Below are 12,438 nucleotides of genomic sequence, written 5' to 3' on the forward strand. Positions count from 1 at the left end.
GGACGCTAATCATTTAATCAATTTATAATCCGAATTTTCCCATCCTCAACTTATTCAAATTGCTTTCCTTACTTATATCCTCTAAGGCCCCCTTAACTTTTTGAGTAATAGAGTTCATTTTATTATCTGCATTCACTATACGAGCAAATTTAAGGCAGGTGGCAATTATTGATGATAAATCAGGGTCATCCAAACTTTTAAAAAAGGCGTAATATTCTTCTTGAGTAACTCCATTTAAAAGATCAATATCTTCATTTCTCCAGCCATTTGAACCATTTAGTCGAGATATGGCATCTCTAAAATCGTCTTGAGGCTTGAATTTAGCATAAGCTCGAGCGAACATTTCTTTTACTTCTTCGTCTTTAACTTCCTTGTAGATTTCAAAGCTGTTTAAATTGAATATTTCAGGTGTATGACTTCGATTAGCTATAAAAAACTCGATAGCAATTTTTGCTTCTTTACTTCCATTTAACTCTCTCATTATAGAAATAATGCTATCGAGCTGGCTAGGATCAATATGTTCTATGCTTTCTTTTACACCATCAATGAAGGCCTGCAAAACTTCTTTTTCGTTATCTTTAAAGCTATTGTGGAAAAGTTGCCATGCTTTTACAATTCCATTCCCTTTTTTTTTGTGAAGGATATTTTCATTAGCCCGACGGATAACGGACTCAAAATTTTCTTTGTTAAAATATCCAAGCTTAATAATTTCAGCAATAGCTTTATCAAGTTCGTCAACATTCATGAATTTATAGCTAAGTAATAACTCTTTCCAGGCCTTTTCAGTTTCAGAGGATTCATCTTTACCTAGCATATATACATTTTGTACTGCTTCAATGAACTCTAAAGTTGGAACTTCTGTCCCGGCCTTAGGGTGAAAGTGCGACCATCCCATTAGTGCAGTACTATGAAGAAATTGCGTTTTTATTTCTTCTTCAGAACCATCTAAGAATCGCCATAATAGTTCCACAATACTTTCTATTTTTTTTAAAATTCTTACATTAATTATACCGAGGTTTATCGTATTTTCAGACAACTTAGAATAATATTCTTTATTTTTATCGTATGCAATCTGTGCACTTTCTTCAGGCAGCGGTGAAAAGTAAACCTCTAAATCCAACACTTTTTCTTTATATTTACTATAATCTTCAACTTCTTTTGTACCATCATTAAGAAGTAAGACCACTTTACAATCTTTTTGTTCTCTCAGCATCGATATGAGTCCTAACACCTCCTTAACTTCCAATGAACTACCTTTTCTTTCCAAGTCATCTATACAGATAAGATAATTGGATATAGACATAAAAGACCAAGCTTGTATGGCCGGAGTAGCATGATTGACATAAGGTAGATCTTTTACAAATTTCCACGAATGCCTACTGAAACTATCTAGCAAGCTTTTTGTATTATTTTGAAAGCTTTGTAAGCTGGGTGGCTCTCCTGCATGATCATTAGGCACCGCATTAGAAAAAATAGCTTCTTTTAATTGTTCTAAAGTTTTAATCCCGAACAAAGATACATAAGAGTATTTGCCATTAGAAACGCGACCTTCTTTTCTTGCTTCAATTAAGTATCTATTCCAAGCATAGGTTTTACCAATTCCCCACTCGCCTTTTATTGCCATCACGGATGGTTCAGACCTACTTAAAAAATAGTCGATTCTTAATTTTATTGACTCGATAGACATACCTACTCCTTAAACATGAATTTTCTGAATAATAACTGAAGAGGGCTATGCCGCAACATGCTTTAAGCATTAATGCGCGCGCTCGTAGCCCCGCCACGCCTGCCCGCTTTATGTAGTGGTTTTCATGCACCTGCATGACATAAACAAAAGCCCGCCAATACTGGCGGGCCTGAGCATCAGAGATCCTTTTGGGATCATGCGATTTCATGCAGCATAGTCATGCACTCACGGCTCGTAGTTCTATTAGGCCTTTCATCACTCAGCCTGATTCATTGAAAGGCTGTATTCATGCTTTCGCAGACGCGCCATTAACTCATCTGTGAGTTCGGACACCCACTCAATTGCCATACGTTTTTCTTGATCACTACAATCGCTGACAGCAACAAGTTTTAAAAAAAAATCAATACGCTGAAGCTTCACCGACTCCAAAAGATAGTCCTGCATGTTCCCTCCTCTGCTTACAACTACTGTTTATGCATACAGTATAGAAAATCCAGTCGGAATTGAAACTATTTTTATGTATCAATGGGATTGATCTGAACCTTGCCAGATCAGAATGGTTCTTCCTGTAATCTACCGTTCCGGTAGAAAAGCCGCATTTTCGCACCTGCATTGAGGCTACAGCCCTTAAGCAACAGCCCAATTTCATATTCATCTCCGTTAAATCCTCTGGCTTTTAGTTCCAGCTCTAACCATCGGCGCTCTGGCCCCGTACAGTTATTGACAGAACTCCAAGGGGCGGCAATGCCGCCAGAAAAACCAGCCTCCGCTGTCGCTTCGGCCAATTTAGAGACCTTTTCCCATTTGACCTGGCGCGTCATGACTTCTGAATCCGGCACCATTGGCGAATAGATACCCTGCACCCGCTGAACATCTTCGCCGTACTCATTGCCCATTTCGGTAAGTTCGTAGCAAAGGCGGATCACTAAATCCTCACGCGCTACTAACGGCCCGCCCTGCGCCATCGTATAAGAGGCCCAACAGCTGGCAACAGAAGCTGACGCCAGCACCGCATCCATCTGCTTATCTGGCAGCCGTACATCCCCCATACGACGTAGCTCACGCCAGACAGTCACAGGCGCACCGCCAATCTGCTGAAACTGACGAATACGCCAGCATGAAGCCCATGCCGAAACAGCTTTAGCCATGTCGCGCATATTTGCGCCGGTTTCATCATCTTTCTCGCCGTCCATCGCGTAACCGTCGATATTCTTTGAAATATATTTGGCGATATAGCCTGTCGCACTGCCCTTCTCAGGGTCGATCGGCTCGGCATGAAATCGTGCTTTCATTGCCTGCGGTGTGGTCAACTCCCCGGAATCCTCTTTATAAGCCTGATCACGCATGATTTGCTGAACCCGCTGGACGTTTTCAGGGCGCATAAACAGCAGCATGTGCCAGTGCGGCGTGCCGTCGTGGTGAGGTTCAACAACGCGAAAGCCAAAGACATGAATAGCTTCGCGTGACAGTGCCGCGCGGATCCTCGCCCATACACGGCAGAGATAACGCTGGGTGTCACGTGGGCTTGAACCGTTCCACTGAGAAACAAAGCCGCCCTGACTGTAAACTGCGTGATAACGTGATGGTGCTGTGATTGTATAAAACTCACCTACGCACCCTGTTTCATTGGCGACATCCTCAAACCCACGCATTCTGGTCATCAATTCGCGGCGGCGTATTGCCGGATTGGACACGCTGCGGTTGACCATTTCATCCAGCGCAATACGGTCTCCGTCCTGATTGATGAGATCAAAGCGTTTGAAGAATTCACGGTTACGTTTTTTCTGCTCTATCCATTCGGCCAGCGTGCTGCGGGAAACGTAAGGTGATGCGGCTTTCTGTACCTGCCCAACCGCGATAGCCATGTGTTCACGCTGTAAATCTCGCATCTGCTTCAGGCGGCCACGCCACCATTCTGGCGCCATCATGCGAAGCAGACCAGACTGGGCTTTGCGCAGAGGCAATTCACCTTTAGCTGAACAGAACTCTGCCCAGTAAGGTGGCTGCGTTCCTGTCAGCGCAGCCAGTTCAGCGATGTAACGGTATCCGGTGAGCGTCACGGTCAGTTCGTCCGCCTCCTGTGGTATGGAGACCTTATCAACGAACTCAGCCAGACTTTGTGACAGGAAGGAGGCCATCTTATAAGCCAGATCGCGAATGTCCTGGCGGTCCAGCGTCGGAAGGCGATCAAGCTGTTTGATAAAGGGCAGCTCAAACTGCGCAGCATCGTTCAGCCGGTAGCGGCTGCGTACAAGCTGCAGGCGTGGCAATACGCTCTGGCCAATGGTCTGGCGCAGAAACGCATTGGCCCGCCGACGGCCATGTTTTCCTGAAAGAATTTTTTGATAACGGTCAGCGAAGTACCCGGCCAAGTAGTCTGGCATGTCATGCAGGTATTGGCTGCGCCAGCTGTGGTCGTCGGGGTTAGCGTTCCACAGCTTCAGCTCAGCCAGGGTCATGTTACGCGGCGTTCTGACGCCATAATTGTCACGCTGCATTTTCAGGGCAGCGTGATAGTCACCATTAAACTCAACGGCGTTTACGGCAATATCGGTCACAGTGAAGCCACATGCTCAATATGCGGGACAAGAATGATCTTCATTGCGTACTTGCCTTCTTCGGCAGCAAGGCCGGACTTACTACCGGCCCATTTCCGGATGGTGCTCATAACGCCGCCCCTTTGTAGTGCACGCTTTTCAGCTCACTAATCTGTTTGCAGGTCACGCAGAGGGAAACGCCCGGCAGTGCGCGGCGGCGCTGCTCCGGGATTTCTTCGCCGCACGACAGGCAGAAAAATTCACTCGCCCCCGCAGGACGATGAGTAGCGTTAGCCAGATTGCGCGCCAGCTCTTCCTGCACGCGCTGCTGTACCAGATCCATTGAGTCGGCCATCAGTGCATCTCCTGTGCCTGGTTCTCAAAGCGCTCAGCCTCTTTGTCCAGCAGCTCGATGATTTCTACTGCGGACATTTCATTTTTGCGGGCATGAATTGCCACTGCGGCCAGGCGGATAGAAACGGACAGCGCATCATCACTACGCTGTTCAGTTTTTGCTTTGCTCAGCAGGGCATTAAGCGCGTCTACGTCAGCTTTAAAATTTCGGGTCTGGATATTTCGCATTTCTCTTTCTCTTGAATTTGGGCAAAAGAATGCCCGGCGGGTTTACGCCATTTAATTTCGTTGGGTTAATTAATTAGGTAACGTCAGATTCTTTGGAAATAAACTCACGACTGCTTTTAAGTGATTCATCGCGCTAATCAGCGCCGTTTTTTCGTCACTCGTCAGTTCACTGAAATCAACGCCATGACGTTCTTTGCTGATATTTGCCAGGAAGAAAATCGCGCTCAGTGCGCGGCCATTCTGTTCAGCCAGGTGATCGCGCTTGTTGCGCATGTCTTCGATAAAGCGTTTGAGTTCATGACTGCAATCGCCGTACATCATTGTGCGAAGTGCTGAGATATGATTAAGCGCACTGGCACGTTGCCCTGCGTTCATCTGAACAGTGATACTCTCAGCCTTGTAACCCATGATTTTTTCCTCTTACCGGTTAATCCTGCCAGCAGTTCGGCCTGTGATATTGCCGGATGCCAGCGCTGGCCTGTTTTAGTTTCAATCCAGCCATGCCCTAAATCTTGTAACTGCTGTAGTGGTGACTGTTGTTTCAAAAACCTTACAAAAACCTGCATAATCCTCACTCCATTATCTGTTACGACATGAGGTTCAAATGCTGAATGAGAAAGAAATAGAACGCTTCGAACTACTGGAGAAAGACCTTCAGCAACTACGCTCCGAAGTTAAAATTCAAAACATGGTTATTTCAGGACTTCTTAACGCTTACTTCACTAATAAAAAACATGATCACTCTCTTTTCTATTCTGCCGTTCGCAGTGAGTTAAACAAACTTCCGCCCGGCTCTGATAACCAGCACATTTTCATGAACGCTATTGAAAAATGGGTGAACAGGTACAACAATTAAATATATGTAAGAGGTGATACTTTATTACGTATCACTTCTTTGACTTCTTCACCGCGAAACCTCGTACCATCTTTTAGAGTAAAGAAATAACTGCCATCACCTGAAATTGATGGAAAGCACAACGCAACATCCGAATCTTTAACCTCTGCGCGCTTACCCTTTAAATTAAATTGGTAGGTCAATACTTTGATCATAACTACCTCACACCATCCCCATAGATGCACCGATACCACTTAACACATCAGCAGTGCCCGAAAGCGCAGGGTTAGTATGCACTCGTGCCTGAACCGCCAGTGCTGCCAGAGTCAGGCAGCGGATCCCTGCGTGTACGTTCTGAACCAGACCACGGCGGCAGGATGCTGTTAATTGCTCCTGGCTCACTACGCCCGCAGCTAACTGCCCTACTTCGGCAGTGGCTTTCAGTACATAAGCAGGTAGATTCTCCTGCGCCATTTCGTTAACAGGTACGCATGGCAGGCAATGCAACTGCGCCAGCGCGCCGTCAATCAGCGTTGCGTCTTCGGTCAGATCGGTCAGTAGCAGCATTTCACGAACGGTTAACTGGTGAACCTGCTCCGGGTTGAGTTTGTTACGGATGGTCTGAGGATTCAGTCCGGCTTTATTAGCCAGCTGAATGATATTGTGCTTCAGTGCAAACGCCCGGCAAGCATCATCAAAATGGCTATGTGTGGAGACTCGAAAATCAAACATGATAAATCCCTTCTGCTATCCCAATATGGATGCATCAAGCCTGCATTGTGATTTCACAGCCAGCGGCCGCTTCAATCGTCAATGCAACCATGTTGATCTCGATGAGACCGTTAACGCCCTCTTTCTTCCTGATGGGCAGCCGGTTCTCACGATACATCTGACGTACGGTGCCTTCCTTATAACCAGTGCGGCGGCAGAACTCTTCAACCGTGATATAGGGTTCAGAGATTACAAGATTGATGTTTGGACGCATTGATATACGGTTTCCCATGAGGCAGTATCCTTAAGTTTGTGTAGTTTTAACTGTATTTAGCGATATTCAGCACACCACAAAATCGATATTAGGATCACTAAAAGGTTATGTCAACAACAAAACCGAACGAAAATAGAAACACAAAATTCAACTTCCCTTCCCAAAGTGGTGGGAAAGCTGCAATAGAGCGCATCCTGGAAGCTTACGGATTCAAGAACAGACAGGCGCTGTGCAATCATTTAGGCGTATCCCAAAGCACAATGGCTAATCGCTATATGCGTGATAACTTCCCTGCTGACTGGATACTGACTTGCTCGTTAGACACTGGAGCCTCACTCTTATGGCTGGCGACCGGCCAAGGTGAAATGAATGAGACCGTTAAGGTTGTAGACAATACCGTTTTGAAAAGAATAAATATCTCAAATGGGGTTAAAACTATAATTGAGCCTGTAACTTATGACTCAAAGCTACTACCTGAGACGCTGACTTCACCTTTCGTAGTTAATTACGATAAAAAAGTTTTTATTGTGGATGCCTACGAAGGTGAGGTAACAGATGGTCTCTGGCTGATTGAAATGGATGAACTGGCGAGCATCAGGGAACTGAACCGTTTACCCGGTAATCGCATCCGTGTTGAGAACGGCAAAGCTTCATTTGAGTGCAAGGCAGAAGACATCAAAGTGCTGGGTAAGGTTGTTGCTCGCACCGAATATCTGTAAGGCAGGATATGGCTGTAAGTAAATTACCCAACGGGAAATGGCAGGCACAGGTTTTCCCAAACGGCCGTGACGGCAAAAGAATTCGCCGCCAGTTTGCAACGAAGGGCGAAGCACAATCCTATGAGAAGTTCGTAAAAGAGCAGGCTCAAAATAAGCCCTGGCTGGGAGAGAAAGCAGATAAGCGGCGAGTAATTGAGTTGGTTGAATTGTGGTTCAACACGCATGGCATCACGTTAGCGGATGGTGAGAAGCGGCGAACCACAATGGCGTTCGCCTGCGAGGCGATGGGAAACCCACTCGCAACCGAGTTTAACGCGAAAATTTTTGCGTCTTACCGCGAGCAGCGGTTAAGCGGGAAGATCACCCGCTCCAGCCGAGTGAAAACAGTTACGCCGCGCACGGTAAATTTAGAGTTGGCGTATTTCAGGGCGATGTTTAACGAGCTTCGCCGGTTAGATGAATGGACCGCACCGAACCCGTTAGAAAACGTGCGCGAGTTTAAAATCAGTGAATCGGAGATGGCGTATCTCACCATTGAGGACATCAGAACCCTTCTCACCGAGTGCGAGAACAGCCGATCCAAAGACCTGACTACCATTGTGAAAATCTGCCTGGCAACTGGCGCACGATGGAGTGAGGCCGAAGGCTTAAAGGGAAACCAAATCCGCGCCGGTCAGATCATTTATGTGAAAACTAAAGGCAAGAAAAACCGCGCGGTGCCGATAACTGAAAAATTACAGGCTGAACTGCCATCCAGCAGAAAGGCGCAAGTGCTCTTTAAACCATGCTACTCAGCTTTTAGAAAAGCCATGCAGCGTGCCGGTATAGAGACACCCGCTGGGCAGCTTACGCATGTGTTACGCCATACCTTCGCATCTCATTTCATGATGAATGGTGGCAATATCCTTGTGCTTCAGCGGATATTGGGGCACACAGATATTAAGGTGACAATGCGTTATGCACACTTTGCGCCTGAGCACTTGTCGGATGCAACGACAAAAAATCCATTACTAAAAGTTTATATTGGAGAAAATGATGGTAGATAAGCGATCTTTGGTAGCGAAATTAAATTTGTCAGATACCACAGCATCGGAAGAGAAAAAAAAAGAATATAGAATTGAAGCTGGTAAAGCAGGAGAAGACCTTACACAATCTTACTTGGATAAGTGGGGAACAATCTATTTCAGAATTGAACAAGAGACAAAAAAATTGCCTGTTTGGGTAGAATCTATCGGTAGCAAAAGACCTGATTTTATTGCTTTCACGTCTACCCCATCAGAAATAATAGTTATCGATTCAAAATTACACAACACCAATAAAGAATCATTCTTATTAGAAAGCGATGAAATAATAAAGTATGAAAAACTAATAATTAAGCTTAATGAAATTGGATTCATTCCGTATCACATGTTTATTTTCCCAATTGGTGGCATGGCTCCTAATAAATTCTTTTGTTTAACACTTGATGATTTTTCTAATGGAGAAGAAACATTAATTGATGAAAAAAAATTTAGACAAGTAAAAAAAGGCTGCGTTTTTCACGTATAGTGTTCAAGGAGGATTATTATATGAGTCATATAAACAACAAGACTAAAATAACACATCTAAACCCAATGTTGTTTGACCAAGTTGAAGGCTGGTTAAAAGATAACAGAATTAATTATGATTTAACTAGGTTTGGTCAGGCTGCAAAGTATTATAAATCATGGTTAGAGACAAAAGAAACCCCTTCATTCAGAGAGTTATGGAGCATTTCAGAACTAATAGATCTATTTGATTTTTACAATTCTTTTAATAGCAGCGGAGAAGTGAATAGTAGTTTCTTACGAAGAATTTCAAAAGGAACTGTCTTGATAGAAGAGGATATTAAAAAGTCAGCTAGAGACTTAGCCTTTGAATTAAAAATTGCATCAAGATTTAAACGAGCAGGCTTTACAATTATAGAAGATAATAGCCATGACGTAGTTGCAGAAAAAAAAAGCATTCGTTTCTTTATCGAATGCAAGCGACCTAAAAACATCGGCACACTGATTAAAAACATGCGTTTTGCTTTCGATAAACAACTACCAAGAGAAACAATAAATAACTCTATAATTTGCATTGATATTAGTAATATAATATATAATTCGCAAAAGATAGATTTCGACAACGGCAAGTTTGTTCAACCTTTGATCACAGCTGAAAAATTAATAGAATACAGAAACCATATTGACAGAAAATTTAAAAATTTCATTAACAAAGAAGCTCCTGATATTGCCAAAGAGATAAGGATGATAATATTATATTATTCCTTTCCAATTTTTTTAGACGAAGATATTGTTTCAGAAACGATAAGGTTCATGAAATTAAATCATTTTGTCACCATGACAAGTATCAATGATGAAATCAATAAAGAAATTTCTAAAGCCCTAAACGATAGTGTAGGAAAGCAATTTAATGCTGGGACGCTCTCATAGATTTGGCAGCAAAGTGGCAGCAGAGCTCAACGCTATGTGCCACTTTTCATCACTATTCGGCTTAAAGAAAACATAAAAATCAGTAAGTTACTGATTTAACTCGCTTCAAATTGGGACTCATAATCGCTTGGTCGCTGGTTCAAACCCAGCAGGGGCCACCAAATTTCAAAATATAAAACATATACTTAAGCCGCTCATTGAAGCGGTTTTTTGTAGCTGGCATTTCGAGTGGCGGTAAAGTGGCGGCACATTTTTACCGCCAGCACCCCACGCTTGATTGATTCACCTGGCAAACCGGCCCCGAGCACAGCTTTTTTTACCATGATTGCTACCGTCCTCTTTCTGTTCCCACAACAATAACGATCATACCTTGTCAGCACTACGGTAATGATTCCTCGCATGGTGAAGGCATGCAAAAAAAGAAGCTGCAGATTGTTCCCGCATGATAGAGAAATTACTCATGCGTTATCTGCCGCGTCTGGCATCTTCCCGCATCAATTCGCTTTCACAACAATGACTAAAATTAACTTTCGTAAGGTGCTTTAATCAGCAATGTTCTGCATCTGCTCCGACTGTAATTTTACAGACTGCAGAGGAATACATCATTAACTCATGAAAAATAAACTATTCTCTGAACATACACTTCCCGATTGAAACGCTTTTATTGCATCCACAATGCATATTAAGGATGAATTTTCGAAAAGTAACGCGACACAACAGCCTTATTAACATATTTTATATCTGCATTATAAAATTCGTATAGCTAAAGCCAGATCGCACTTAGCAACGACTTCAGACCGGGCGAAAACACTAGTAAGATGAATTCTCATCATTGACCTTGCGAAATTCCCGACAAAAAACCGCTTACAGAGCCTGACTTATTCCTGCCAGCACCGCCTGTCTGTTATTTTATTTCACATTCTAAACATTGAAATAACAAAAAACATCAAATGACGATAACTTTAATTAACTACGCTTTGATCTTTTAGTAACTAGCTATGTTAACCTACGCATACTGAATTGACACTAAAATTCAGAAAAATCAATCGCAACCTGAAGATATAATTAAATCTTTCGCCACAGCGCAAGGGATTTAATTATTCCACCCTGCGATCTGATAAATAAATGCCATGGAAGCGTCTGATATAACTGTTCATATTTAGCCTTGACTAGAGAAAATTATGCGTAAATTAATGTTAAATACCGCCATTGCTTCAGCGCTGGCATTAGCGAGCTTTGCTGGCCAGGCTGCAGAATCTGCTACCTTTACCGTAACCGGCACGATCACACCCGCTACCTGCGATGTCTCGTTAAGTACACCCTCAATTGATTTAGGAAATATTCCTGCTTCAACACTGACTGAAGACACTAACTACAAAACAGGTGAGGATGTGATTCTGAGTGTTGACTGCGATGCTGCAGCCGCTACGGCTATCAGAACCACCGATAATCGTACATCAAGTGCCATGACAGCAGAGGAAGTCGCTGATCAGATGAAAGTGCCCTTAGAAAACTCAAACCTGGCTGCACAGGATATTTTTGGCTTAGGCACTGACAGTGCACAAAACAAAGTTGGCGCGCTCACTATCGGAATCAGGTCCGCAACCTCAGATGGGGTAGCTAATAACAATCTTTTCGCCAGCAGCGATAAAGCAGCCTGGCAGTCAAGACCTATTGGTTCAAATGGTCAGGCTGTCGCCAAGAATAACTATTTCGGTCTGGCGTCTTCAGTTGATGCAACCGGCCCTTCAGCTTATACCCGGCCAACGTATACCATTGGCTCAATGGTATTGCTGAAAAAAGGCAATCTCTACCCTGCCGGTGAAGCTGTACCCATTGACGGAAATATTACCTTCTCTGTTTTTTATCTGTAATTTTCATTTATACAGAGCGAAGAATGCTATGTCTTCGCTCTGCTTATTTCGGAGATCAATACGTTGTTAAAATCTCTCTCCCTCAGCTTCATTCTGTTAATTTCGTCCTTTTCAGCGATGGCGGCAGGCATGAAACCCGAAGTACCGGTGTTATTTCTCGACGATCAACATCGTGAAGCAACAATTATCGTTCTGAATACCGATAATAGCCCTGCACTGCTTCACAGCAGTCTGCAGACAATTCCTGAAGATCCAGAAAATAAACTGCTCGTGACGCCGCAGCTGGTTAAAGTGGACGGAGGAAAAAAGCAGCAGGTTCGGGTCGTGCTAAAAGACGGCATTAAAATTAACAAACAAAAGATGCAGCGCATTAATTTTATTTCTGTGCCTCAGGATGATGGCAAAAAAGATCGTGCACGTATTCTGGTGGGACAGAATATTCCGGTGATTATCTCACCCGCCAGCTTACCCCTGAATACGACGCCCTGGACTGGCCTGACGTTTAACCGCACTGGCTCAACCCTGACGATTACGAATCCAACCGATTATATCGTCAGGCTGACTGAACAGGTTGATTTACTGCCTGCCGCGCGATCGGCCAGCCTTAAAAAAACGTATATTCTGCCGGGTGAGAAAGTCTCTGTGGCGCTGCCTGCAGCCATCGCACATAACGTAAAATCTGTCCGACTGCATCCGGTAACACGATACGGCATATTGACTGCGCCTTACGATGCGCAGCTGTAAGCCTGCTTTTATTCTGTGA

General features: G+C 43.9%; 18 protein-coding genes. 7 read left to right on the top strand and 11 right to left on the bottom strand.

Annotation, left to right across the window (positions count from 1 at the left end; genetic code table 11):
• Positions 1–22 precede the first annotated feature (22 nt).
• The 7 genes from ACLHDD_RS12790 to ACLHDD_RS12820 all read right to left on the bottom strand — a co-directional run bounded on the left by ACLHDD_RS12790 (position 23) and on the right by ACLHDD_RS12820 (position 5,372).
• Entirely contained in the window at positions 23–1,687 is a 1,665-nt protein-coding gene (locus tag ACLHDD_RS12790; protein WP_427104414.1) for a hypothetical protein, read from the bottom strand.
• Positions 1,688–1,942: 255 nt separating this feature from the next.
• Positions 1,943–2,131 (bottom strand): hypothetical protein, encoded by a 189-nt coding sequence (locus ACLHDD_RS12795; protein ID WP_187505866.1) that lies wholly within the window; start codon positions 2,129–2,131, stop codon positions 1,943–1,945.
• Positions 2,132–2,238: 107 nt separating this feature from the next.
• Positions 2,239–4,185, bottom strand: a complete 1,947-nt coding sequence (locus ACLHDD_RS12800; protein ID WP_427105211.1) for a replication endonuclease — start codon at positions 4,183–4,185, stop codon at positions 2,239–2,241.
• A gap of 166 nt (positions 4,186–4,351) precedes the next feature.
• Positions 4,352–4,579: a TraR/DksA family transcriptional regulator gene (locus ACLHDD_RS12805; RefSeq protein ID WP_277971941.1), complete on the bottom strand. Its 228-nt coding sequence runs from the start codon at positions 4,577–4,579 to the stop codon at positions 4,352–4,354.
• Positions 4,579–4,806, bottom strand: a complete 228-nt coding sequence (locus tag ACLHDD_RS12810; protein WP_427104415.1) for a DUF2732 family protein — start codon at positions 4,804–4,806, stop codon at positions 4,579–4,581. Before ACLHDD_RS12810 ends, ACLHDD_RS12805 begins: the two co-directional genes overlap by 1 nt.
• A gap of 69 nt (positions 4,807–4,875) precedes the next feature.
• Entirely contained in the window at positions 4,876–5,214 is a 339-nt protein-coding gene (locus ACLHDD_RS12815) for a DUF5347 family protein (protein ID WP_427104416.1), read from the bottom strand.
• Complete coding sequence (locus ACLHDD_RS12820; protein ID WP_072051016.1) at positions 5,178–5,372, bottom strand: phage filamentation protein Fil family protein; 195 nt, start codon at positions 5,370–5,372, stop codon at positions 5,178–5,180. The genes ACLHDD_RS12815 and ACLHDD_RS12820 overlap by 37 nt, the downstream gene beginning before the upstream one ends.
• Positions 5,373–5,410: 38 nt before the next feature.
• Between ACLHDD_RS12820 and ACLHDD_RS12825 the strand changes: the two genes are divergently transcribed.
• Entirely contained in the window at positions 5,411–5,662 is a 252-nt protein-coding gene (locus ACLHDD_RS12825) for a hypothetical protein (protein ID WP_167429444.1), read from the top strand.
• Here ACLHDD_RS12825 and ACLHDD_RS12830 read toward each other — a convergent pair.
• Genes ACLHDD_RS12830 through ACLHDD_RS12840 form a run of 3 tightly spaced genes read right to left on the bottom strand, consistent with a single transcriptional unit; the run spans position 5,659 to position 6,644 of the window.
• On the bottom strand, positions 5,659–5,856 hold the full coding sequence (locus ACLHDD_RS12830) for a hypothetical protein (protein WP_427104417.1): 198 nt from the start codon (positions 5,854–5,856) through the stop codon (positions 5,659–5,661). The genes ACLHDD_RS12825 and ACLHDD_RS12830 overlap by 4 nt on opposite strands.
• 7 nt (positions 5,857–5,863) lie before the next feature.
• Complete coding sequence (locus tag ACLHDD_RS12835; RefSeq protein ID WP_427104418.1) at positions 5,864–6,373, bottom strand: phage regulatory CII family protein; 510 nt, start codon at positions 6,371–6,373, stop codon at positions 5,864–5,866.
• A gap of 34 nt (positions 6,374–6,407) precedes the next feature.
• Positions 6,408–6,644 carry a regulator gene (locus tag ACLHDD_RS12840; protein ID WP_427104419.1) on the bottom strand — a complete coding sequence of 79 codons (237 nt, stop codon included), beginning with the start codon at positions 6,642–6,644 and terminating at the stop codon, positions 6,408–6,410.
• 89 nt (positions 6,645–6,733) lie between these two features.
• Here ACLHDD_RS12840 and ACLHDD_RS12845 point away from each other — a divergent pair, with 89 nt between their 5' ends.
• From ACLHDD_RS12845 to ACLHDD_RS12860, 4 genes are read left to right on the top strand one after another with little or no spacing between them, the layout of a single operon-like run.
• Positions 6,734–7,345, top strand: a complete 612-nt coding sequence (locus ACLHDD_RS12845) for a phage repressor protein CI (protein ID WP_427104420.1) — start codon at positions 6,734–6,736, stop codon at positions 7,343–7,345.
• A gap of 8 nt (positions 7,346–7,353) precedes the next feature.
• The gene (locus tag ACLHDD_RS12850) at positions 7,354–8,391 is read left to right on the top strand and encodes a phage integrase (RefSeq protein WP_427104421.1); all 1,038 of its coding nucleotides are present in this window, start codon (positions 7,354–7,356) and stop codon (positions 8,389–8,391) included.
• Positions 8,378–8,893: a hypothetical protein gene (locus ACLHDD_RS12855; RefSeq protein WP_427104422.1), complete on the top strand. Its 516-nt coding sequence runs from the start codon at positions 8,378–8,380 to the stop codon at positions 8,891–8,893. Before ACLHDD_RS12850 ends, ACLHDD_RS12855 begins: the two co-directional genes overlap by 14 nt.
• Before the next feature lie 20 nt (positions 8,894–8,913).
• Positions 8,914–9,801, top strand: coding sequence for a hypothetical protein (locus ACLHDD_RS12860; RefSeq protein WP_427104423.1), 888 nt, complete (start codon positions 8,914–8,916; stop codon positions 9,799–9,801).
• Between the two features lie 194 nt (positions 9,802–9,995).
• Here the strand turns inward: ACLHDD_RS12860 and ACLHDD_RS12865 are convergent, their stop codons facing one another.
• Positions 9,996–10,124: a hypothetical protein gene (locus ACLHDD_RS12865; protein ID WP_427104424.1), complete on the bottom strand. Its 129-nt coding sequence runs from the start codon at positions 10,122–10,124 to the stop codon at positions 9,996–9,998.
• An 858-nt stretch (positions 10,125–10,982) separates the two neighbouring features.
• Here ACLHDD_RS12865 and ACLHDD_RS12870 point away from each other — a divergent pair.
• Positions 10,983–11,675, top strand: a complete 693-nt coding sequence (locus ACLHDD_RS12870) for a DUF1120 domain-containing protein (protein WP_427104425.1) — start codon at positions 10,983–10,985, stop codon at positions 11,673–11,675.
• Between the two features lie 63 nt (positions 11,676–11,738).
• Entirely contained in the window at positions 11,739–12,419 is a 681-nt protein-coding gene (locus tag ACLHDD_RS12875; RefSeq protein ID WP_427104426.1) for a fimbria/pilus chaperone family protein, read from the top strand.
• Positions 12,420–12,438 lie beyond the last annotated feature (19 nt).

The sequence above is a fragment of the Pantoea sp. NSTU24 genome (assembly GCF_050157905.1).
In the GTDB taxonomy this organism is placed as follows: domain Bacteria; phylum Pseudomonadota; class Gammaproteobacteria; order Enterobacterales; family Enterobacteriaceae; genus Pantoea.